The sequence below is a fragment of the Kribbella italica genome (genome assembly GCF_014205135.1).
Lineage (GTDB): Bacteria > Actinomycetota > Actinomycetes > Propionibacteriales > Kribbellaceae > Kribbella > Kribbella italica.
Genome location: NZ_JACHMY010000001.1, coordinates 7,263,681 through 7,286,382 on the forward strand (window position 1 = coordinate 7,263,681; position 22,702 = coordinate 7,286,382).

The window sequence follows — 22,702 nt, forward strand, 5'->3', positions numbered from 1 at the left end:
AGTGCGCGTACTGGTGGTAGAGGACAACGAGGACCTGCAGGTGGCGGTCCCGGCGGCGCTGCGCTCGGCGGCGCTGGCGGTCGACCTGGCCGGGACGATCGCGGCCGCCGACGAGGCGCTGTTCGTCAACGCCTACGACTGCGTGGTCTTCGACCGGCTGCTGCCGGACGGGGACTCGATCGGCTATGTTCGCCACCGCAGGGAACAGGGCTGGGCGGTCCCGGTGCTGTTCCTGACCGGCCTGGACACGCTGGCCGACCGGGTGGACGGCTTCGAGTACGGCGGCGACGACTACCTGGTCAAACCGTTCGCCGTGGCCGAGCTGACCGCGCGGGTGCTCAGCCTGTGCCGCCGGGCCGGGACCGGCCGGACACCCGTACTGCGTTACACCGACGTCGAGATGGACACCGGCCGGCGAGAGGTCAGGCGGGGTGGTGTGCTGCTCGGCCTGACCGCCAAGGAGTTCGCCGTGCTCGAGTACCTGATCACCCGGCCGGACCGGACGGTGTCCCGCTCGGAGCTGATCGAGCACTGCTGGGACTCCGCGGCCGACCCGATGTCGAACGTCGTCGACGCGACCATCCGGCGGCTGCGCGGCAAGCTGCGCACGCCGGACCTGATCGAGGCGGTCCGCGGCCAGGGCTACCGGCTGATCCCCGTGGACGGTTTCTGATGCGCGGTCCCGCCGCCGAGCGCCTGCGCCGCCTGCGCTGGTGGCTCACCGTCGTGTTCACGGTGATGAACACGATCGGCCTGATCGTGCTGGCCCCACTGATCCTGCGGCTCGACTCGCAGCGCACCGAGGCCGGCATCAGCAACCAGCTGGACGTCGTCACCGGCCCGGTGCTGCGGCTGGTCAACGAGAGCGGGGGCATCGACTTCACCGCGGTCAACCGCGACCCGCTGAACTCGACCTGCCCGGAGTTCGTCATCGTGCCGGGCGGCGCGACGCGGTTCGACCAGCACAGCAGCCAGAAGGTCTGCACGGCGATGGATCCCCAGGTCCTCGACGAGCTGGCGACCAAGGCGGTCAGCGACGGCGTGACCCTGTCCGCCGACCGCAAGGCCCTCAGTGGCCACCAGGTCCGCGTGGACGTCGAGCCCTTCCGCGACTCCAGCGGCAAGTACGCCGGTGCGGTGGTGGCCTGGACCGACACCGAGGACGAGCTGGGTGCCCACCAGCGCCTGGTGATCACCGTGCTGCTGGTCTGCGCGTTCCTGATCCTGGCGGCCGCCCTGCTCGGCTACTGGGTCTCCGGCCGGGCAATCCGGCCTGCCATGGCTGCTCTGGAGCAGCAGGAGAACCTGCTCGCCGAAACAGCCCACGACCTCCGTACGCCGGTAGCAGCGCTCCGCGCCCTGGCCGAGACGGCGATGCAGGACCCCCACCAGCGCGGCGAGCTGCTGCCCCGAACCGTACGGCTGGCCGGCCGGATGGGCGACATCATCGACGGCCTGCTGGTCCGGGCCCGGCTGGCGGCAGGTGTCGAGCAGCTGAGCATGCAGCTGGTCTGGCTCGACCAGCTGGTCGCCGTAGTCGTTGAGGACACCCCCTCCGACTCCGCCAGGGTCTCGCTGGTCACCGCGCCGACGATGGTGCGCGCCGACCCGGTCCTGCTGCAACGGGCCATCGGCAACCTTCTGGACAACGCGATGCGGCACGGCCGGGCGCCGGGCGCCGACCAGGCGATCGTGACGGTCACCGTGGCGGACGGACGGATCACCGTGGCCGACCAGGGCCCGGGGATCGACCCGGCGATCGGGGACGACCTGTTCGAGCGGTTCGCGGCGGGCAGTGGCTCGGCGGGAGCCGGGATCGGGCTGTCCGTGGTCCGGTGGGTGGCGCTCGCGCACGGCGGCGACCTGAAGGTGCACAACGGCGACGAGGGCGGCGCGATCTTCGAGTTCCGGCTCCCGGTCGCCGAGCGCTGATGTTTCGATCAGGGTCGAATAGGCCGGCCTGGATGGAATCTGGACGGGCGCTGTACCGGCGATGACCTAGTCTCGTCGCTGTGAGGTCTGTCACCGAACTGTTGCGGACGGTCACGGGAGGTGCCCGTCGGGTGCGTCCCGCGCCCTCCGCACGCGAGAACCGGCGGTCCCGCGCCGCACTGGCCGCGGTGGTGGCGGGCTGTGTCGCGGTGACCGGAGTGGCGGTCGCCGGGGCCGGCAACGCGTCGCCGGGGATGAAGTTCTCCCAGCCGGGCCGGTACATCTACAACTCCACGGTCGGCAAGATCTTCCACGTCAACGGTGCCACCAAGAACGTCGACCAGGAGATCCCGCTGCCGGGCGCCGGACCGGGGACACAGGTGATCGAGACCGACCAGAACGGCTACGTGCTGTCCCGCGGCCGCACCTACCCGTTCGGCAAGTCGAGCCTCGACGTGGCGAACCCGCTGCCCGCGCCGGTCGACGAGCTGCCCGTCGTGCTGGAAGCTGGCGGAGCCGCCTTCGCCGTCTACCGGCAGAGCGGCCAGATCGTGCGCTTCGGTGAGAAGCTGGCGACCGCCAAGGTCGGCGTACCGCTCGGTCCTCCGGTGGTCACCTCTGACGGCACAGTGTGGGTGCACCGCCAGGACAGCGGCCAGCTCTGCCTGCTGCCGCTGGAGGCGGACCGCTTGGCCTGCCCGGCTGAGCTGCCCAGCGGCCACACCGGTTCGCTGGCTGTCGTCGGAGCGAACCAGGTCGTGTTTGTGGACACCACGGGCCGTGAGCTGTACGCCGTGGACGACGGCGGTCTCGGCCGCAAGATGACGCTGCCGATCGACGACCTGCCGCGGGACGCGATCGTCGCGCCGAACGACGTCACCGGCCGGCTGGCCATCGTCGACCCGCACAAGAGCCTGCTGCACCTGGTCGACGCGGCCGGTCTGACCACCGGCAAGGCCGACGCGCCGCCGGTCCACAAGCAGCTGCGCAAGGGCAAGTACGAGCGGATCGTCTCGTCCGGCAACAGCCTGGCGCTGATCGACGAGAGCACGGACACCCTGGTCACGCTGGACCGCAACGGCGAGGAACGGGCCGCCCGCAAGATTCCGCCGCCGTCCAAGGACTCCAAGGCCGGCCGGGAGGACAGGACCGGCCTGTACCGCGGCGGCGACTCGCGCCTGTACGTCGCCAGCCGCTCCGGCGAGCAGGTGATGGTCGTCGAGGACACCGGAGACGTGACCGCGGTCGACACCAACTCGGCCCGGCCGGACCAGCGCAAGACCCCGCAGCCGGCCAAGCCGACAGCCAAGCCCAGTACGCCGGACCGCCCGGTCCAGCCGCCCCCGACCACGACGAAGCCACCCCAGCCGCCTGCGACCGGTGACCCGAAGCCGCAGGACCGGCCGACTGATCGTCCGACCGGTAGACCCACCAGCAAACCGGGCGACGACAAGCCGGACCAGCCCGAGACGCCGGACGAGCCCACTGACCCGCCCACCACGGACCGGCCGAAGCCGCCGCCGGAGAAGCCCACCACTCCGGTCAAGCCGCCCGCGAAGCCGACCGTGCAGGCGGGCCGTCCCGGCGCGCCGCGCAGCGTGTCCGGCAGGCCGGGCAACGGCTCGGTCCAGGTCAGCTGGGAGGCCGCCGCCGCCAATGGCGCCGCCGTCACGTCGTACACGCTGACCTGGAACGGCGGCAGCGTCCGGCTCGGCCCGACGGCTCGCAGCCGCAACGTCACCGGCCTGACCAACGGCACCGGCTACACGTTCACCGTCCGCGCGACCAACCGCGTCGGCACCGGCCCGGGCAGCAGTACGGCGCGGCTGGTGCCGTCCGGTGGAGCTCCTGATGCCCCGGGCAACTTCCAGGTCACGACCTCCGGCAGCAGCCTCACCCTGAGCTGGACACGGCCGGACCTGAAGGGCAACACCCTGCAGGGCTACGACATCGCGGCCAACCCGACCGGGACCGGCGGCGGCACGGCCAAGGGTGACTCCACGACGTCGACCAGGGCAACGATCTCCGGACTGACCAGTGGTTCGACGTACCGGGTCACCGTCCGGGCCACCACGACCAATGCCCAAGGCAACTTCGTGCTCGGCAAGCAGGCCGTGCGGACGGTCGTGGTCGGTGGCGGCAGCAGTACGCAGCCACGCCTGACCGCGTCCCGCGGTGCCGCCACCACCCACGGCGGCGGCGAGCGAGCCTGCGAAGCGCCCGGCTGCGCCTTCATCCGGGTGGTCGGCCGGGGCCTGAAACCCAACACCTTGTACGACTTCCAGCCGTTCACCACCCAGTGGCAGCCGTCCAACCCGGGCGCGCAGCTGCGGACCGACGACAACGGCGAGATCACCATCGACGACCGTTTCGCCACCGATGCCCCAGGGCAACAGGTCTGGGTGGTGGCGACCGCCGCGGGTGAAGAAACGGTCACGTCCAACAAGTTCACGTGGAGAAACTGATGAGTGCGACGATTCCGCCCGGTGAGGCCTACCGGCTGGTCGCGGACAACCTGCAACGGGTCATCCACGGCAAGCCCGAGGTCGTCCGGCTGGCCCTGACCGCGTTGTTCGCCGAGGGCCACCTGCTGATCGAGGACGTGCCCGGGCTGGGCAAGACCACGCTGGCCCGCTGCATCGCGCGCAGCATCGACGCCACCTGGAACCGGATCCAGTTCACCCCCGACCTGCTGCCCGGTGACATCACCGGCGTGATGGTCTACCACCAGGGCAGCGAGGCGTTCGAGTTCCACCCCGGCGGCATCTTCGCCAACGTGGTGGTCGCCGACGAGATCAACCGCGGGACGCCGAAGACGCAGTCCGCGCTGCTCGAGGTGATGGCCGAGCGCCGCGTCACCGTCGACTCGGTCACCCGCGCCGTCCCGGACCCGTTCCTGGTGGTCGGCACCCAGAACCCGATCGAGATGGAAGGCACCTACCGGCTGCCCGAGGCGCAGCTCGACCGGTTCCTGATGCGGATCGAGATCGGCTACCCCGACCACGACGCCGAGGTCCGGATCGTGCTCGGCGACACCGGCCGGATCGGCCCGGACTCGCTCAGCCCGGTGATCGACGTACCGGCCCTGCGCAACGCGATCGCCGCCGTCCGCTCGGTGCACGTCGACCCGGCGATCAGCTCGTACGCCGTGAAGCTGGTCGCCGCGACCCGCGAGCACACCGCCGTCCGGTACGGCGCCAGCCCGCGCGGCAGCATCGCCCTGGTCCGCGCGGCCCGCGCCTACGCCGCGACCGACGGCCGGGCCTTCACCACACCGGACGACGTGAAGCAGGTCGCGCAGCCCGTGCTGGCCCACCGCCTGGTGCTCACACCGGACGCGGAGCTGAGCCAGCGACCTCCGTCCTCGGTCGTCGACGAGGTGCTGGCCGCCACGGCGGCCCCGACCGCGAGCGTGGGCGCGGTCTAGAGGACCGAGCCGCCGTAGTCCGAGCAAGCCGAACGGGGAGAGAGCATGCGCAAGGTCCGACCGGAAGTGCGAGCACGCATGGCGCTCGCCGCTGTCGTCGCGGGCTGCATGGCCGTCACGACGATCGCGGTCACCGGCGCCGGCGCGGACCTGAGCGGGATGCGGTTCACGCAGTCGGGCCACCTGGTCTACAACAGCACGCTCGGCAAGGTGTTCAAGATCGACGGCGGGACGAAGAGCGTCGAGGCGGAGGTGCCGGTGCCCGGCGCCGGGCCGGGCGCTCAGGTGATCGAGACCGACAAGGACGGCTACGTACTGGCGGACGGATCGATCATCGGGTTCGGCAAGTCCGACCTGCGGGTCGCCGAGCCGATCCCGGCGCCTGCCCTGGAACGGCCGGTGACGCTGACGGCGGCCGGTTCGGCGTACGCGATCTACCGGCAGGCCGGGCAGGTGCAGCGGTTCGGTGAGAACCCGATGGTGGTCTCGACGGAGGGTCCGGTCGGCCAGCCGGTCGTCACGGCGGAGGGCACGGTCTGGCTGCACCGCTGGAGCACTGGTCAGCTCTGTCAGCTCCCGGTCTCCAGCGCCCGGATCGCTTGTACGGCGAGGATTCCGGCCGGGCACAGCGGCTCGCTGACCCTGGTGGGCGAGCAGGCCGTGTTCGTCGACACGACCGCGCGGCAGATGCAGACGGTCGGCACCGACGGGCTCGGTCGTGCGGTCTCGCTGGCCGCGCTCGACCTGGGGCAGACCTCGATCGTCGCGTCCAACGACGTCGGTGGACGGATCGCCATCGTCACCAAGAACACGCTGCAGCTGGTCGACACCGCCGAGCTGACCGGCGGCCGGCCGGCCGCCGAGCCGGTGGTGAAGCAGCTCAAGCCGGGCCGGTACGACCAGATCGCCTCGTCGGGCGAGACACTGGCGCTGGTGGACTCCGCCGACCAGAGCCTGGTCACCCTGGACAGCCGCGGTGGCCAGGAGCGGCGGCGGCCGATCCCGGCGCCGTCCAAGCTGGCCAAGGTGAAGCCGGGCGAGCGGCCTGGTCTGAGCCGGGGCGACGACTCCCGCCTGTACGTCGACAGCCTGGCGGGCGAGCACGTCCTGGTTGTCGACGACAACGGTGACGTCACCGAGGTGGAGACCTCCGGACCGGTCAAGCGCAAGGGCGATGACCCGAAGCCGAAGCCGGACAAGCCGACGCTGCCGCCGGTCCGGCCAGTGGTCCCGCAGAAGACGATCGAGAAGCCGGTGGCGCCCCCGCCGGTCCAGCCGACCACTCGGCGTCCGGTGCAACCACCGGTCACCCGGCGGCCGGTCGAGCCGCCCGCTACCCGCAAGACCGAGACGCCGGAGCCGCCCGAGCCACCGGAGCCGCCGGCGACCCGCAAGCCGACCCCGCCGCCGCCGAAGCCGACGGTGAAGCCGACGGTGAGGGCCGGCCGGCCAGGTGCCCCCGGCAACGTCGCCGCCGCGGCAGGCGACGGCTCGGCGACGATCACCTGGTCCACCGCCTCCGCCAACGGCGCACCGATCACGGCGTACGTCGTGTCGTGGGCAGGTGGCAGCCGGACCGCGGCAGCGTCCGCGCGACGAGTGGTGGTCCCAGGTCTGACCAACGGGCAGTCCTACACGTTCACCGTCCGCGCCAGGAACCGCGTCGGCGCCGGTCCGGGGGTGTCGGCCGCCGGCATCACTCTAGGCGGCCCGGCCGACCAGCCGGTCGCCCTGCGCGCGGCAGGGTCGTCCGGAGCCATCACGCTGACCTGGCGACGGCCGAACCTGAACGGCGGTTCGCTGATCGGCTACGGCATCACCCTGGACGGCGACCCCGAGAGCACGCCGTCGACCAGCTACCGCTGGACCGGTCTGACCAACGGCAAGCGGTACACGTTCCAGGTCCGCGCGGTGACCACCGTCCCCGGCCGGGGGACAGTGGTTGGTGCACCGGCCACTGTCTCGGCGACGGCAGGCGCGCCTGGTGGAACAATCGTCATCAGCCAAGGCCCTGCGTACACAGAGAACCCGGACGGCAACTGCAGACCGCAGTACTGCCACTACATCCACATCGAGGCTCGCAACCTGGAGCCTGGTGCGACCTATCTCTTCAACGGTAATACCACCAACTACGGTGACCTGCACGATGGTGGTGACCCGCTGACTGCGAGAGCCGACGGCACGATCACGGTCAACAAGTTCTACCACGACGACGTCGGCGCGAAGGTCGTCGTCACCGCGACCTACGACGGTAGGACGACCACGTCCAACAGCATCACCTGGAGCGGATGATGCGTCTCACCGGGCGCGGTGTTGCCGTGCTGATTTCCTCCTTGCTGGCCTACGGCTTGGGAGAGCTGGCCGGCTACACGTTCTTCCGGGCCCTCGGTGGCATCGGCATCGGAGCGTTGCTGGCGGCAACCATTCTCACCGTCCGCCGCCCGCAGGTGTCCGTGCACCGCGATCTCTCGCCCGACCGGGTCGAGCGCGGCCGCCCCGCGCTCGCCACGCTCCGAGTCCGCAACGCCGGCCCCCGTTGGCAGCCCTCCTTCGCGGCCCACGACTCGGCCGGGCCGGAGCGTCGCCAGGTGCCGATCCGGCGCCTCGGCCCGGACAGCGAGGCGACGTACCGGTACGAGTTGCCGACCTCGCGGCGTGGGCGGATCCAGGTCGGTCCGTTGACCCTGGAACGCAGCGACCCGCTCGGCCTGGCCCGGAACCGCACGGCGACCGGCGAGACCGCTGTGCTCTGGGTGCACCCGAAGCGCCACCCGACCCGGACCGTGGTCGCCGGCCGTCCGCGGCACCACCACATCGGCCGCACGGCCGACGACTCGCTGCGTGGCTCCGCGGACCTGCGCGACGTCCGCCCGTACGTCGTCGGCGACGAGGTCCGGCACCTGCACTGGAAGGCCAGCGCGCGGACCGGTCAGCTGATGGTCCGCGACTACGTCGACCCGGATCAGCCCCGGCTGACCGTGCTGCTCGACACCCGCACCGAACCTTTGCCCGAGGCAACGTTCGAGGAGGCGGTCGAGGTAGCCGCGTCGATCCTGTTCGCGGCCTCGATGGCCGGCCACCGCTGCCGGCTGCTGACCTCGGCAGGCACCGACCTGGCCGCACCTGGTGGGGCACTGGCCTCCCGGCAGTTCCTGGACGAGCTGTGCATGGTCCAGCAGAGCGACGAGCGCGCGGGGCTTCTGCCGCGTGCTCTGACGACAGGAGCGTCGAGCGGCGGAGCAATCGTCGTGGTGACCGGCGCCCACGGTACGGCGAGCGACCTGGCGCCGCTGCTGGTCCGCTACGGCTCGGTGACCGTGCTGGGCCTCGGCCCGGCGCACGGCGTCGCCCCGATCCACGGTGCCCGAGTGATCCTCGCAGCCGACGCGGCTGAGGCGCTGACGCAGTGGAGCGGGGTGATCGGGTGAGCACCCGCCGCCGGACGGCTGCTGCGCTGGCAGCGGTCGCCGTCGGAGGCCTCTGCTTCGGCCCAGTCTTCGGACTGAGGTCGCTGCTGCTGCCTGTTCTCGTGGTCTGCTTGGCCGTCTACGCAGTGACCGAGCTGTGCCGCTATCGGCCGACTCTGCTGACCTGGCGACCCCTGCTGGTCGTCGTAGCCGGTCTGCTCGCCACCATCGAGACAGTGCTCCGCAGTACGACGCTCGCAGGGCTGCCGACCGCAGAGACCATCCGCGCACTCGGCCGTGGGCTCACCGCGTGGCAGCTCACCCTCGAGTCGACCTGGCCCGCCCGGCCCGACCCTGACCTCGTGGTGTTCGTCCCGCTGCTCGTCCTGCTCGCCGCACTGCTCGTCGTCGAACTGCTTGACCGTACGCCGCCGCTGGTCGGCGTGCTGCCTGGTGTGGCGGTGGCCGGCATCGCCCAGGCCTACATCGCGCTGAGCGGATTCACCGCCGTACTTGTCGCTCTGGCCTTCGGCGTCGTGATCGCCGCGCTGCTGGTTCCGGATTCCTCGCGCAAACCCCGGCGTTCCCTGACGCCGCTGATCGCCGGCGCAGTTGTGACGGTGGTCGCCGTAGTCGGTGCACTGGCCGTCGGCGCTGCCGACCCGTTGGAGCGAACGCCGTACACGCTGCAGCAGGCCCAGAGCGTTGCTGCCCCCGCGACGCGGCAGGCCAGCCCGCTGGACGAGTTGGCCGGGCGACTCGACCGGCGGAGCAAGGACACCGTCGTGTTCCGCTACCGGGCGCCGAGCCCGGTCGGGCGGTGGCGTCAGGTAGCACTGGACAACTTCGACGGCGCCAACTGGACCACTGACCACCCGATCCTCCGGCTGGGCTCTGAGCTGACGCCCGGACCCGAGGTGCGGGTGCAGGTGGAGCCGCAGCGGGCCGAGGTCGAGGTGAAGGAACTGCGTGGGCCCTGGCTGCCCGGCCAGCTGCTGCCGTCGTCCGTCCGCGGCGCGAGCGAGCCGCAGATCGAGCCGATCGGCGGCACGCTGCTGACCGGCGAGGTGCCGGACCGCTACGAGCTGACCTGGTCGAAGCCGAAGGTCGACGCCAAGCTCCTGCTGGCCTCGGGCATCGACGCCGACGCCCCTGGTGGCCTGGGCGACCTCGGCGCCGTGCCGAACGAGGTGGCGGCCCTGGCCACCGATGCACTGGCCGGGCGGCGAGCGACGTTCGCGACGGCGCTCGCGCTGGAGAGCTACATGCGCAAGCGGTACAAGCTCGCGTCGACCGATCCGCTGCCGACCGGGCACAGCTGGCCGCAGCTGCGCCGGTTCCTGCTCGACGACGAGCCGGGGACCAGCGAGCAGTTCGCCGCCGGGTACGTCGCGCTGGCCCGCGCGAACGGCATCCCGGCCCGGCTGGTGGTCGGCTTCCGCGCTCCCACGACGGCCGACGCGGACGGCTGGTACACGGTGCGCAACGGCGACGCGCTGGCCTGGCCCGAGGTGGCCGTGGACGGCGTCGGCTGGTGGCCGCTGGACCCGTCCGGCCAGGCTGCGGCCGGCAAGTCCGTCGTACCGGGGAGCGACACCGACGTGACGGACCAGGCGCGCCGCGAGGTGCCGCCGGTCAACGAGATCCAGGACCCGGAAGTCGCGCCGCCCAGTGAGTCGTCCCGGGACAACGACGGCTGGGACCGGCCCGACGTACCGGTGCTCGGCATCTTCGTCGTGTCCGTTGCGCTGCTGCTGCTCTGGTTGCTCGGCGTACCGCTGCTAAAGACCCTGCGAGCAGTACGGCGCAAGCGGCGGCCGGGCAACGCTGCCGTGGTCGGGGCGTGGGCGGAGGCTCGTGACCGGCTAAGGGCGCACGGCGTGGCGGTGACATCGGGCATGACCGTGCGAGACCTGGCCCTGGCGGCTGGAGACGTCACCGACGAGCGCGCCTCGGCCGGACTGGCCGTCGTCGCGAACAGCGTCGACCGGGCGCTGTGGTCCGGCGGTCAGGCCGGTCCGGAAGTCAGCCGGGAGGCCTGGGCCGGCGTACGGGAAGTACGGCGTGGGCTGCGCACCCGGCCGTTGGCGGACAGGCTGCAGGCAGCGCTGGAGCTCCGGAGTCTGTGGAGGCTCAGCGGCGGCGACAGGTTGCGCCGCGCAGTGGCTGCGGATCGCTGATGTAGATCGCCGTACCGTCGGTGCCCTGGACCTCGAAGCAGTACATCAGGCCAGGGCTCACCCGGACGGTCATCGACGTGCCGGTGCCGCGGTAGGTGGTCTGGGCGTCGTTGCCACCCTGCTCGGCGATGTTCAGCGCGTAGGTGAGTGGCTTGGAGCTGGTCCACTCGAGCTGGACCGAGGTGCCGTTGTCCTTGGGTGGTTTGAGCTCGAGCCGGACCGCGGGAGTCATCGACGGCGTCGCCGCCGGCCCTGACGACGGTCGGGTCACCACCGGACGCGGCGTGCTCTGCGGAGCGTCCTTCGGCAGCAGCATGACCACCAGTACGGCGGCCAGCGACGCCGCGACACCCGCACCGATCAGCAACCCCTTGGAGGGCCGCCAGCCCTTCTCCCGTCGGGGTTTCGGCGGCCTGGCCAGCGCCACAGTCGCGACCTGCGGGGTCTGCGCCACACGTGCGGAGGCCAGCTCGTCGCGGAAGTCGTCGAAGTCCAGGTCGTCGTCCCCGGTCTCCTGCGGGGTCAGCAGCAGCGCCTCGAACTCGTGGACCGCCTCCGCCGCGGTCGGCCGATCGTCCGGCTCCTTGGCCATCATCCGGCTCAGCAGCGTGGTCAGCCCGGCCGGCACATCGCGGCCCGACACAGCAGGGACCGGCTCGCCCAGTACCCGCAGGACGACGTCGTCCGGTGTCTCACCCGGACGGGTCGGGAAGGGCGAGTGCCCGGCCAGCGCGAGGTAGAGCGTTGCACCCAGCCCGTACACGTCCGCCTGCTCGGACAGCTCGCCGTCCCGCAGCACCTCAGGTGCTGTGTACGCCGCGTCGCCCGTCAGGTCGCGCGGGAACCGCAGCCGCAGGTCCAGCCCGAAGTCGCTCAGCGCGGGCTGCCCACTGGCCCGCTCCAGCACGTTGCTCGGCGTCACGCCGCCGTGCACCAGCCCGATGTCGTGCGCCTCGGCCAGCACCGACGCGAGGATCTGGCCCAGGACGACGACGTCGCCGATCGGCAGCGGCCCAGCGGCGACCAGCTCCCGCAGGCCCTGCGGGCAGAACTCCATCCGCAGCCCGGTCCGCCCGTCCGGCAGCTCGTCGAGGCCCTGCACCAGCACGATCGACCGCGACGACCGCAGGCCGGCAAGCTTCGCCTGCTCGACCTCGACGCCGTTGTAGGTCCGCCGGTCGAGCGGCTGCGGGTAGACCTTCAGCACCATCGTGCGGCCACCGGCGACGGCCGGGGCGAGCAGGAAGACGCCGGCCACCGGACCGTTCGCCCGTGGCACCAGCGCTTCCAGCGGGATCTCGGCCATCGCTGTCATCCTCGCACCTACCTCAGGTCGCCGCAGCGACATCCAGGTAGGCGCAGCCGTTCGCGATCAGGTACCGCAGGTCTCCGAGGACGTCGACCGGCCGCCCGGGGACCGCTGCCCGCAGCTCATAGACATCCCAGAGGGTCGGCGCGATCGATCCCCACTGCCACAGCTCGTAGCTCCCGGCGTCCAGCACGGCCGCGGTACCCAGCCCGGGCAGACCGACGGCGAACTCGTCCAGCCGCTCCGGGCTGTTGCCCAGACCGACGAACATGATCCCCATCCGGTGGCCTCGCGCGAACTGCTCGCCGTCGTCCAGGCTCGCTACCAGTCCCAGACCGGCCAGCTGCTGGAGGTGGCCCGCCGCGCCGGCGATCCCGGCCTGCTCCGCCTGGCCCAGCACGTCGGCCTCGGTCCACTTGTCCTTGCCGGTCTCCCGCAGACCGTGGGCGAGCACCCACGTACCGAACGCGTCCTCCTCCAGCCGGTGCTGCTGCCAGCCGATCCGGACCGAGTGCTGCGGTGGTCCGTCCGCGGCCGCGCGCAGTCCGGTGTAGTGGCCGACCGGGAAGATCGTCGTACTCATCAGGCCAGGCCTCTCCGGTCGAGGTACGCCGCGCGAACGCACAGCAGTCCGTGCACCGACCGGAGGATCCCGGTGAGCACCTCGCGGGCCTCGGTCTCGTCCGAGGCGGTCACGCCGACCCGGCGGGCCACCTCGGCCGCGTCCTGGCAGGCGATCCACAGGTGCGGTGTCAGGTGCGCCCACGCCCACACGTCGTACACGGCACCGGACACCTGGGCGATCGGCTGCCCGAGCAGGCCGATGGTCTGCAGGCTGCTCTGCTCCTGGTCCGGACCGAGTCCCATCAGCAGCGGTACCAGTTGGTGCCGCTGGGCGAAGTCGACGGCAGGCCCGGCCTCGGGGTCCACCTCGGCGAGCAGGCCGACCGAGACCAGCTGATCGGTGACCGCGGTCGCGTCGGCAGCGCTCAGCTCCAGCCGCTCGGCGGCGGCGGCGACCGACGAGCGGGTCGGGCGGTCCTCGTCACCGGTGCCGTGGGCCAGCAGCCAGACGACGTACTCGGGATCGGACAGCTCGACCACGGTCGTCCCCGCACGGATCTGCTGGCGCCGGCCGCCCTCGGCGTCGTGGAGCACACCTACGTCGTGCCCGACGGGCATCAGCAACGGCTCCACGGGCGTCCTCCTCCGGCATCGGCTGGTTCGACTGACCGTAGCCAGCCGGGCCCGCTGCCCGGAGGGAGTGGCCGCAAGAGGTCAGCAGCGCCCGCCGCGGCCGCCGTACGCCGACAGTGTGCAGTGGAAGCGAAGCGGACCACGGAAGGTTGCCATGAACATCACCGGACTTCTCCGCATCACCATCGCCACCCCGCAACGCCGGCTCGATCTCGCGCTGCCCGAGCAGTCGTCGGTGGCCGAGGTGCTGCCCGGTGTCCTGTCCAAGGCCGGCGAGCACCTCGCCGACGAAGGGGCGCCAGGAGGCGGCTGGGTGCTGCGCCGCGCCGACGGCACCGAGCTCACCCTCGGCCGCAGCCTCGGTTCGCACCGGATCCGTGACGGCGAGATCCTGCACCTGGTGCCCCGCCGGCTGGAGTGGCCGGAGCTCGAGTACGACGACCTGGTCGACGCGGTCGCCTCCGGCTCCGGCCGGCTCGGCGCCGTCTGGTCGCCCTGGCACACGAGGATCGCCGGGCTGGTCTGCGCGGCGACCGCACTGCTGATCGTCATGGTGGCGATCCTGCGGCTCGGGTCACCCTGGCAGGAGCCGGCGGGCTGGTTGCTGATCACCGCCCTGCTGGTCGTCGGCGGTGCCGTCGTCCTGGCCCGGGTGGTCGGCGATTCCGGAGCCGGCGCGATGGTCGGCGGCATCGGACTGCCCTGCGCGGCAGTGGGTGGGGCGCTGCTGCTGGCCGGCGCGGCCGGTTGGCCGGCGATCGGAGCCCCGCAGCTGCTGGCCGGCAGCGCCACGTTGATGCTCGCGGGTGCGGCCTGCTACCTCGGCGTCGTGGACGGCGCGGTGCTGTTCGTCGGTGCCGTCAGTGTCGGCGTACTGGGAGTACTCGGCGGGTGGATAGGCACCTCCGACAGCCTGGACGGTCCTGACGTCGCCGCCATCGTGGGAGCCGCACTGCTGGGGTTCTCTCCGTTGCTCGGGTCGCTCGCACTACGGCTCGGCCGGCTGCCGATGCCCATCCTGCCGCGCACCACCGCGGATCTGGTGCGCGACGACCCGCTGCCGCCGCGCAAGCAGGTGTACGGCGCGGTGGTCCGGGCCGACGGCCTGCTGACCGGAATGCTGGTCGGCCTGATGGTCGTGCTGTCGATCTGCGAAGTGCTGCTGGTGATGGCCGACACCCGGTCCGCGACGATCCTCGCCTGCCTGCTCAGCGCCGGGGCGTTCCTGCGGACCCGGCTGTACCCGGTCGTGAAACAACGGCTGCTGTTGCTGGTCCCGGGCGTGATCGGCGCGGCCGGCCTGATCCTGGGCCCATTGACCCGCCGCCTCACCGACCCGGTCGCCGTGATCATGCCCGCCGTCCTGGTGATGGCGGTGCTGGCGATCTTCTTCGGACTGCGCTACAGCAACCACCGGCCGAGCCCGTACCTGAGCCGCTACGCGGAGATCGCCGAGCTCCTGGTGATCCTGGCGCTCGTCCCGGTCGCCGCGGCGGTGCTCGGCCTGTACGGCGTGGTCCGGGGCTGGGGAGGCTGAGATGGCGACCAGGAAGGACCAGCTCCAGTCCCACCAGTTCTCCGTCCAGCGGATGGTGTCGGCCCTGGTCACCCGGGAGACCGACCCCGAGCAGCCGCCGTTCAAGCGGCCGCTCGCCGCGGCCTTCGGCAGTGCCGCGATCCTGGTCCTCGCGCTGGTGGTGGCCGGGGTCTACGGCATGGTGTCGCCCGGTGGCAGCAAGGCCTACGCCAAGGGCGACGTGGTCGTCGTGGAGAAGGAGACCGGGACCCGGTTCGTCTACGTCGACGGTCATCTGCATCCCGTCACCAACTACACCTCCGCTTTGCTTGCCCTAGGCAAGTACGGCGAGGTCCGCCGGGTCTCCCGCCGCTCGCTGGCCAAGGCTCCCCGGGGTCCGCTGATCGGGATCGAGGACGCTCCGGACGCGCTGCCGGACCGCAAGCGGCTGCTCACCGGGGGCTGGACGCTGTGCTCCGAGCCGGCCCTGGACCCCAGCGGCGCGGCGACCAGCGAGTCGGTGCTGATGATCGGGTCCCGGCCCGCACGGGACCAGGCGATGCTGGACACCGCGATGCTGGTGGAGGTGATGGAGACCCGCGACCAGTACCTGATCTGGAAGGGCTACCGGCACCGGATCCAGAAGTCCGACACCACCACGGTCGGCCTGGCGCTCGGTTCGGAGCCGTGGGCCCGCGTCGGGTCCGCCTTCGTCGCCGGCCTGCCGGACGGGGAACCGATCGCGCCGATCGCGATCCCGGGCACCGGGCAGGCGTCGTACGCGGTCCAGGAACGCGGTGGGACCCGGATCGGCCAACTGTTCGTGGTGACGACGGCCAGCGGTGCCAAGCAGCACTACGTGGCGCTGAAGGACAAACTCCGGCCGATCACCGCGCTGCAGTACGACATCCAGCGCGCCTACCGGCCGGTCACCGCGGCGTACGGCGGCAAGGCGCCGAGCGCCATCGCGATCGGCCTGCTCTCGCTGAGCCGCGCCGAGTCGCCGTCCACCCGCGCCGACGCGGGACAAGCGCCCCGGTCCCGGCCCGAATTCGTTGCCCCACGCAACGGACAGGGAACGGTCTGCGCCACCTACCAGCCCGGCGAGATGGTTCCGGCCGTGTCGATCGACGCCGCGATGCCGGCCCGCGACGCCGCCGCCGTGACCGTCAAGCGCGGCAAACTCGGGACCGCACTGGCCGATCGCATCCTGGTCGAGCCCGGCGCGGCCGCGGTCGTCGAGGCCATGCCCTCGGACCAGGCGCGGACCGGCACGGTCTCGGTCGTCACCGACCTGGGCCGCGCCTATCCGCTGGCCGATCCCGCCCTGCTCGAGGCCTTGGGCTACCAGGACGTCGTACCGATCCGCATTCCGGCCCAGCTGGTCGCCCGCATCCCCCAAGGCAGCGGCCTCGACCCGGCCGCCGCCATCCAGCCGGTCGCCTGACCCGCAGAACGAAACCGGCCCGGACATCTGATGATGTCCGGGCCGGTTGTTCGTGCTCCTGGGACCGGCTCAGGTGGCCAGCCGGCCGATCCGCTTCTTGGTCTCGACCGCTTCGGCCTCCTGGACCTTCCACAGCTCCTCGTCGAGGAGTTCGATGGTGTCGACCGGCTTGTCGCGCTCGTCCTTACGGCGCCGGTTGTTCATCGGCATCATCGGGAACGCACCGGGCAGCTCCCGGCCCGCCTTACCGCGCAGCCCGACCGGCACGCCCGGCGTGTCGTCGTCCTGGCCCTTCCGCTTGCGGTTCACCGGCCGGATCGCGCCGGTCCCCGCTTTGCCACCACGACTGTTGCCGCCGGCACCGGCTCCACCGCCGGCCATCGGCGGCATCATCGGGGGCGTCCCGCCGCCCGCACCCACCGCGGCACCGGCTGCCGCCGTACCGAACGGTGAGCCCGGCGCTGCCGGAGCCCGGCCCGCGCCGGTCTGGTTGGGGGCGACCGCCTGCTCGCCCGCCCGAGGGATCATCTGATCGCCACGGACGTCGCCTCCGGCCTTGCCGAGCCCGAGCTCACCGGCGCCACCACCGCCGCGAAGGTTGCCGAGCCCGCCACCTCCGCCGGTGCCGTTGATTCCGCTGCTGCCGAGACCACCGGTGCCGATGGTCCCCAGACCGCCCTTGCCCACCGGCGGCAGCGGGCCGGCCGGCGGCCTGGGAGGCCGGTTGTTCAGCGAGCCCGAACCGTTGGTGCCGGAACCGATGGGCGCCAACGGTAGCCCGCCGTTGGGCGGCAGCGGTAGCCCGCCGTTGGGCGGCAACGGCAGCCCACCGTTGGGCGGTAGCGGCGGCGTCGGGAGCCCCGGACCGCCGCCGGGAGGCATCGGTACCCCTCCAGGCGACAGCCTGGACAGCTCGGTGCCACCAGGCCCACCACCGGCCGGACCACCCGGTCCACCGGCAGGACCACCTGGTCCGCCGGCCGGGCCACCTGGCCCACCAGCAGGACCGCCCGGTCCACCAGCGGGGCCACCTGGTCCGCCGGCAGGACCGCCCGGTCCGCCAGCGGGGCCGCCCGGTCCACCGGCAGGTGCATCAGCAGGACCGCCGGCAGGACCACCTGGTCCACCCGCCGGGCCGCCCGGACCACCTGCAGGCCCTGCCGGCGTTCCAGCGGCAGACGGAGCGGCCGGGCCGCCGGGACCACCGAGGCCGTTGTCGGCTCCCGGTCCGTCCCACTTCATGCTGCCGGCGGTGTTGACGATCTGATCGCCGGTCGTGGTGTAGATGGTCGCCAGCAGGTTCATGTCCTGCCCGAGGGGAGCAACCAGCTGCTGGACGCCCCGCACCGCTTCCTGCTCCTGCTCGGCGGTGAGTGCTCCGCCCGCACTCAGGAAGCTGTCGATCTCGGTGAAGTAGCCGTCCACCTGTGGCTTGACCGTGTCGGCCTGTTGCGCGACCCTGCCGATGTACTCGATCACCGGCGTCAGTTGACTGGCCACACCGCCGGCGGACCTGGGGTTCGCCCCACCGCCGTGCTGCGCCGGGGCTCCGCCCGGACGCGCGGTGGAACCTCCGTCGCCCATCTTGCCCGCGGCGTCGGCCAGTGAGGTGGCCGACCGTTCGGCCGCCGACCGGAACAGACCCGAGTCCGCCGGGGTCAGCCACTGGTCGAGCAGTTCGCCGGAGACCGTGCGCATGCTGCCCATGGCGTCGATGGTCCCGATGCCGGCCTGGTTCCACATGTCCTTCGACGTGGTCAGCGGTCCGGCGAGGCTGCGCTCGGCCAGGGCGGTGTCGATCAGTTTCTGGACGGCCGGCTTGACGGTTGCGAGGGTCTGGGCCGCGTTCACTGCTGCTAGGTAGTCCGCCATCACTCCTCCTCAGACGCCGCTCGGACCGAACGCCGGGTTGTTGGGAACCGGCTGGTTGTTCGCCTCGAGGAGCGGGTTCATGATCCCGACCTGACGGTTGATCGTGCCGTCGTACTGCTCACCGATGGCTCCGACCGCCTTCCGGTAGCCGACCATCCCGTCCATGGTCTTGGTCATGAACTGCGCGAGCTGGTCCCGCGCCTGGCGCTCCTTGCCGAGGAACGCGACGCCTTCGGCCATCCCGCCGGCCGGCGCCTCGTACGTGGACCGGACTCCCGCCTCGGCCACGCTGGTCCCGAACGCCTGGGCGGTGGCGTCCATCCCGGTCGTGAATCTGTTGAAGGCCGCCGTGTCCTTGACATGGATTCTGTCTTCGCTCATCGAATCTCCTTGGGGTGAGTAGCACGGCCGGGCGACCGTGCCGGCGAAACCGGCGTCACTGCTCCTGGTCGTCCGCCGGGGGATGGGTCAGCTGGATGAGCTGACTGTCGCCCTGCCGGTTGACCAGGAAGCCCCGGCCGGGTGGCAGCGGCTGGGCGCGCAGGCCGCCGAGCAGGATGCCCTCGTCGCGGCTGCCGGACAGCTGCAGCCCGGGCGACCCGACCGCGCGGATCTTGGCCAGCACCGGTTCGAACAGGCCGCGCATCGCGCCGCCGGTCCGCCGGGCCGCGTAGATCCGCAACCCGATGTCGGCCGCCTGCGGGATGTAGGGCAGCAACGGCATCAACGGATGCCCGTCGCCGGTGGCGACCATGTCGTAGTCGTCGATCAGGACGAACACGTCCGGCCCCTGCCACCAGGAGCGGTCCCGGAGTTGCTGCGGGGTGATGTCCGGCCCGGGCAGCCGCTCCTCCAGGATCTGGACCAGCCGCTGGATCAGGTTCTCGGTGACCTGGTGGCCGGTGCCGTAGCCCAGCAGGTTGGGGCCCTCGACCGACCCGAGCATGCTGCGGCGGTGATCGATGACCAGCACACACGCCTCCGCAGGGGTGTAGGTCTCCGAGATCCGCCGGCACAGCGTGCGCAGGAAGCCGGTCTTGCCCGACCCGGTGTCGCCGAGCAGGATGAACGTCGGGTTGGCGTTCGGGTCGAGGAGCACCGGCTGGAGACTGCGCTCGGCCACGGCGACCGCCAGCCCGGCCTCCTGCGAGCTCGCTCCGTTTCCGGCCTCGTACGGTACGTCGGGCGGCAGCAGCCTGACCTCCGGCGCCGCCTGCCCCGGCCAGGCCTCCGCCACGGTCCGGACCAGTTCGGCCAGGCCGACCGACACGCGCTCCTCGCCCTGCGGCTCGGACAGGCGTGGTGCGGCAGTGATGAACTGGTGCCGACCGGTCATGATGCCGCGCCCCGGCGCTCGCTCCGGCACCAGCGCGGCCGCCCGCCGGTCCACCATCGAGTCGATGGGGTCACCGATCCGCAGCTCCAGCTTGGTGCCGCACAGGTCGCGAACGTTGGTCCGCAGGTCGAACCAGCGCGCCACGCTCACCATCAGGTGCACGCCGTACGCCAGCCCGCGGGTCGCGATGTCGGCGAGCAGCTGCTCCAGGTCCTCGAAGTCGTTGCGGATCGTCGCCCACCCGTCGACCACCAGGAACACGTCGCCGTACGGATGGTCGGCGAGCTCGCCCTGTCGGCGGCGTTCCCGGTAGGTCTCCATGCTGTCGATGCCGAGCTGGGCGAAGGTCTTCTCCCGTTCGGCCACGATGCCGAGCACCTCGATCACACTCCGCCGTACGGCGTTGACGTCCTGACGTCCGGCCACCGAGCCGACGTGCGGCAGGTCGCGGACGCCGGTCAGCACGCCACCACCGAAGTCGAGGCAGTAGAACTGGACGTCGCGCGGTGAGTGGGTCAGGGCGAGACCGGTGATCAGGGTGACCAGGGTGGTGCTCTTGCCGCTCTGCACCGAGCCGGCCACCGCGACGTGCCCGCCGCCGGCGGACAGGTCGAGCAGCAGCGGGTCACGCCGCTGCTCGAGCGGGCGGTCCACGATGCCGGCGACGGTCTGCAGCCGGCCCGGCTGGAACCTGCCGATGGGGAAGTCCGTCGGCCCGGTGGGCAGGACAGTGCCGAGCGCGGGCGCCTTGTCGAGCGGCGCCAGCCAGATCTGGTGCGCCGGAGTGCCCTTGCCCTCGAACCGGTCGACCAAGACGTCCATCAGGCTCTCGCCGACCGCCTCGTCGAAGACACCGTCCGGGTCGGGCTGCTTCTCGTCCTGCTCCTCCTCGACGACCGGCGCGACGTAGCCGCTGGAGTAGTCGAGCAGTTCTACGGTCCGGTCACCCATCGACGGCAGCGCGCCAGGCACCGGACGCCGGTGAACACCGGACACGTACGCCGAGCGGAAGCGGTCCATCTGCTCGGTCCCCACCCGGAGGAACCCGTGACCCGGTGCTCGCGGCAGGTGGAAGGCGTCGTTCACGCCGAGCACCGTCCGGCTGTCGATGTCGGAGAAGGTCCGCAGTCCGATCCGGAACGACAGATGCGTCTCCAGACCGCGCAGGCGGCCTTCCTCCAGCCGCTGGCTGGCGAGCAGCAGGTGTACGCCGAGCGATCGTCCCACCCGGCCGATCTGCACGAACATGTCGATGAAGTCGGGCCTGGCGGTCAGCAGCTCGCTGAACTCGTCACAGATGACCAGCAGCGTGGGGACCTCCTCCAGCGGCGCTCCCGCCGCCCGGGCCTTCTCGTAGTCACGCAGCGACGAGAAGTTGCCTGCGGCCCGTAGAAGTTCCTGGCGGCGGAGCAGCTCGCCGTTGATGGCGTCGGCCATCCGGTCGACCAGGTGCAACTCCTCGGCCAGGTTGGTGATCACCGCGCTGGTGTGCGGCAGCTTGTCCAGCCGGGTGAAGGTCGCGCCGCCCTTGAAGTCGACCAGCGCGAAGTTCAGCGACCTCGGCGGGTGGGTGATCGCCAGCGCCAGGACCAGCGTGCGCAGCAGCTCGCTCTTGCCCGAACCGGTGGCGCCGATCAGCAGGCCGTGCGGCCCCATCCCTTCCTGCGCGGACTCCTTGAGATCCAGCTCGATCGGCTGCCCGTCCGACCGCAGACCGAACCGGACCCGCAGCCGGTCGCGACTCGGCCGGGGCAGCCAGGTGTCCTCGGGGTCGAAGTCGAACGGGTCGCCGAGCTCGAGCAGCTCGGCCAGCCCGAGGTCGGCGCTGAGCGGCTGCTCGCCGTGCACACCGGCGGTGAGCCGCAGCGGAGCGAGCTGCCGGGCCAGGCCCTCGGCGGTGACCAGGTCCAGGGGGTCGGCCTGGCCGATCCGCTCCGCGCCGTCCATCGTCTCCGCGTGCAGGGTGCCGTCGGCCTCGAGATCGAGACTGATGGCGCTGGTGTCGATCGCCCGCGGCGGCGGGAAGGTCAGGTCGACGACCGTCACGCCTTCCAGTCCGGGGCCTACCAGCAGATGATCGGACCCGTCCGCGTCCCCACCGTCGAGGATGACCACCAGGTGCGGTCCGCTGACGGCACTGGCGGCGTCGGGGTCGAACCGGGGGCGGTTGGTCAGCAGGTCGTCGAGCATCGCTTCGAGCGCGGTGATCGACGGAGCGATCAACCGGATCGGTCCCAGTGCGTCGTTCCGCTCGGGGTGCAGGACGTGCGGCAGCCACTTGGCCCAGTCCCAGTCGTCCCTGCGGTCGGCGCTCGTGCAGATCGCGATCCGTAGGTTGTCCGGGGCGTGCAGGCAGGCCAGTTGCGCGACCATGGCCCGCGCCATGGACTGCGACCGGTCCTCGTCACCCGGCAGATAGATCCGCGCGAATCCGGTCACGGCGATCGCCAGCGGCAGGTTCGACACCGCGGCGTACGTCGAAACGAACCGGCGCAGGGCCAGGGCCGACAAGGGCTCGAGCCGTTCCAGCGGCTGGGTGTCCGGCGGGACGATCGTGGTCGCCGGTCCCTGCTTGCCGATGCCGATCCGGGTGACGCCGAAGTCCGCGTCGTCCCGGCGGCGCTCCCACAACCGGTAGCTGCCGGCCACGGCCCACAGCGACGCCGGATCGGGATGCAGGTAGTGCAGGGCCTCGCGCTGCTGGCCGACCGAGCGGCCGAGGCGCAACCGCTGCTGGGCCAGATGGCGCAGGTAGGTCCGCCGGGCCTGTCCCATCTCGACCTTGCCCGCACCGCTGCCGCGGGAGAACACGGAGAGCACGATCATCCCGATCATCGCCAGGCCGAACAACCCGAAGATCACGTACCGCAGGCTGCTGGCGATGCTGCCGGAGAACATCAGCATCATCGCGCCCATCATCGCCACCATCGGCAGCACCATCAGCATCTGCGCCCACTGCCGCCCGGCCGGCTCCGGGACCTCGGGTGGTGCCTCCAGCAACAACTCGCCGCCGGGCAGTTCGGGCGCCGGGCGCCGCATCGGGCGGCGGACCACCACTGTCGCCATCGTCAACCTCCAC

15 protein-coding genes are annotated in these 22,702 nt (G+C 71.7%); 9 read left to right on the forward strand and 6 right to left on the reverse strand.

All coding sequences use genetic code 11. The annotated features are described in order from the left end of the window. Position 1: 1 nt before the first annotated feature. From HDA39_RS33905 to HDA39_RS33935, 7 genes are all read left to right on the forward strand, one after another. Complete coding sequence (locus tag HDA39_RS33905; RefSeq protein WP_184802198.1) at positions 2-673, forward strand: winged helix-turn-helix domain-containing protein; 672 nt, start codon at positions 2-4, stop codon at positions 671-673. Next, positions 673-1,932, forward strand: coding sequence for a sensor histidine kinase (locus HDA39_RS33910; RefSeq protein ID WP_184802200.1), 1,260 nt, complete (start codon positions 673-675; stop codon positions 1,930-1,932). The genes HDA39_RS33905 and HDA39_RS33910 overlap by 1 nt, the downstream gene beginning before the upstream one ends. A gap of 131 nt (positions 1,933-2,063) precedes the next feature. Next, entirely contained in the window at positions 2,064-4,397 is a 2,334-nt protein-coding gene (locus HDA39_RS43925) for a fibronectin type III domain-containing protein (RefSeq protein ID WP_184802203.1), read from the forward strand. Continuing rightward, complete coding sequence (locus HDA39_RS33920) at positions 4,397-5,359, forward strand: AAA family ATPase (protein WP_184802205.1); 963 nt, start codon at positions 4,397-4,399, stop codon at positions 5,357-5,359. The genes HDA39_RS43925 and HDA39_RS33920 overlap by 1 nt, the downstream gene beginning before the upstream one ends. 45 nt (positions 5,360-5,404) lie before the next feature. Beyond that, positions 5,405-7,651, forward strand: coding sequence for a fibronectin type III domain-containing protein (locus HDA39_RS33925; RefSeq protein ID WP_184802207.1), 2,247 nt, complete (start codon positions 5,405-5,407; stop codon positions 7,649-7,651). Between the two features lie 26 nt (positions 7,652-7,677). Continuing rightward, positions 7,678-8,787 (forward strand): DUF58 domain-containing protein, encoded by a 1,110-nt coding sequence (locus tag HDA39_RS33930; RefSeq protein ID WP_337926012.1) that lies wholly within the window; start codon positions 7,678-7,680, stop codon positions 8,785-8,787. Then, on the forward strand, positions 8,784-10,946 hold the full coding sequence (locus HDA39_RS33935) for a transglutaminaseTgpA domain-containing protein (RefSeq protein ID WP_202893199.1): 2,163 nt from the start codon (positions 8,784-8,786) through the stop codon (positions 10,944-10,946). The genes HDA39_RS33930 and HDA39_RS33935 overlap by 4 nt, the downstream gene beginning before the upstream one ends. On the opposite strand, the gene HDA39_RS33940 is transcribed toward HDA39_RS33935, so the two are convergent. From HDA39_RS33940 to HDA39_RS33950, 3 genes are read right to left on the reverse strand one after another with little or no spacing between them, the layout of a single operon-like run. Next, the gene (locus HDA39_RS33940; protein WP_184802211.1) at positions 10,900-12,261 is read right to left on the reverse strand and encodes a serine/threonine protein kinase; all 1,362 of its coding nucleotides are present in this window, start codon (positions 12,259-12,261) and stop codon (positions 10,900-10,902) included. The genes HDA39_RS33935 and HDA39_RS33940 overlap by 47 nt on opposite strands. Before the next feature lie 13 nt (positions 12,262-12,274). After that, positions 12,275-12,838: a hypothetical protein gene (locus HDA39_RS33945; RefSeq protein ID WP_184802213.1), complete on the reverse strand. Its 564-nt coding sequence runs from the start codon at positions 12,836-12,838 to the stop codon at positions 12,275-12,277. After that, positions 12,838-13,452, reverse strand: coding sequence for a hypothetical protein (locus tag HDA39_RS33950; protein WP_184802215.1), 615 nt, complete (start codon positions 13,450-13,452; stop codon positions 12,838-12,840). Before HDA39_RS33950 ends, HDA39_RS33945 begins: the two co-directional genes overlap by 1 nt. 154 nt (positions 13,453-13,606) lie before the next feature. Here HDA39_RS33950 and eccD point away from each other — a divergent pair, with 154 nt between their 5' ends. Both eccD and eccB read left to right on the forward strand, forming a co-directional pair. After that, positions 13,607-14,989 carry a type VII secretion integral membrane protein EccD gene (eccD, locus tag HDA39_RS33955; RefSeq protein WP_184802217.1) on the forward strand — a complete coding sequence of 461 codons (1,383 nt, stop codon included), beginning with the start codon at positions 13,607-13,609 and terminating at the stop codon, positions 14,987-14,989. Position 14,990: 1 nt separating this feature from the next. Further along, complete coding sequence (gene eccB / locus HDA39_RS33960; protein WP_184802219.1) at positions 14,991-16,415, forward strand: type VII secretion protein EccB; 1,425 nt, start codon at positions 14,991-14,993, stop codon at positions 16,413-16,415. A gap of 69 nt (positions 16,416-16,484) precedes the next feature. On the opposite strand, the gene HDA39_RS33965 is transcribed toward eccB, so the two are convergent. From HDA39_RS33965 to eccCa, 3 genes are read right to left on the reverse strand one after another with little or no spacing between them, the layout of a single operon-like run. Then, positions 16,485-18,287 carry a hypothetical protein gene (locus tag HDA39_RS33965; RefSeq protein WP_184802221.1) on the reverse strand — a complete coding sequence of 601 codons (1,803 nt, stop codon included), beginning with the start codon at positions 18,285-18,287 and terminating at the stop codon, positions 16,485-16,487. 9 nt (positions 18,288-18,296) lie between these two features. Beyond that, complete coding sequence (locus HDA39_RS33970; protein WP_184802223.1) at positions 18,297-18,668, reverse strand: hypothetical protein; 372 nt, start codon at positions 18,666-18,668, stop codon at positions 18,297-18,299. A gap of 55 nt (positions 18,669-18,723) precedes the next feature. After that, the gene (eccCa, locus tag HDA39_RS33975) at positions 18,724-22,689 is read right to left on the reverse strand and encodes a type VII secretion protein EccCa (protein ID WP_184802225.1); all 3,966 of its coding nucleotides are present in this window, start codon (positions 22,687-22,689) and stop codon (positions 18,724-18,726) included. Positions 22,690-22,702: the final 13 nt, after the last annotated feature.

What these genes read in the sequence shown, in the direction of transcription:
- HDA39_RS33940 (WP_184802211.1), bottom strand. Translation starts at nt 12,261, where the DNA reads ATGACAGCGATGGCCGAGATCCCGCTGGAAGCGCTGGTGCCACGGGCG.
- HDA39_RS33910 (WP_184802200.1), top strand. Translation starts at nt 673, where the DNA reads ATGCGCGGTCCCGCCGCCGAGCGCCTGCGCCGCCTGCGCTGGTGGCTC.
- HDA39_RS33965 (WP_184802221.1), bottom strand. Translation starts at nt 18,287, where the DNA reads ATGGCGGACTACCTAGCAGCAGTGAACGCGGCCCAGACCCTCGCAACC.
- eccCa (WP_184802225.1), bottom strand. Translation starts at nt 22,689, where the DNA reads ATGGCGACAGTGGTGGTCCGCCGCCCGATGCGGCGCCCGGCGCCCGAA.
- HDA39_RS33920 (WP_184802205.1), top strand. Translation starts at nt 4,397, where the DNA reads ATGAGTGCGACGATTCCGCCCGGTGAGGCCTACCGGCTGGTCGCGGAC.
- HDA39_RS33925 (WP_184802207.1), top strand. Translation starts at nt 5,405, where the DNA reads ATGCGCAAGGTCCGACCGGAAGTGCGAGCACGCATGGCGCTCGCCGCT.
- HDA39_RS33970 (WP_184802223.1), bottom strand. Translation starts at nt 18,668, where the DNA reads ATGAGCGAAGACAGAATCCATGTCAAGGACACGGCGGCCTTCAACAGA.
- eccD (WP_184802217.1), top strand. Translation starts at nt 13,607, where the DNA reads ATGAACATCACCGGACTTCTCCGCATCACCATCGCCACCCCGCAACGC.
- eccB (WP_184802219.1), top strand. Translation starts at nt 14,991, where the DNA reads ATGGCGACCAGGAAGGACCAGCTCCAGTCCCACCAGTTCTCCGTCCAG.
- HDA39_RS33945 (WP_184802213.1), bottom strand. Translation starts at nt 12,838, where the DNA reads ATGAGTACGACGATCTTCCCGGTCGGCCACTACACCGGACTGCGCGCG.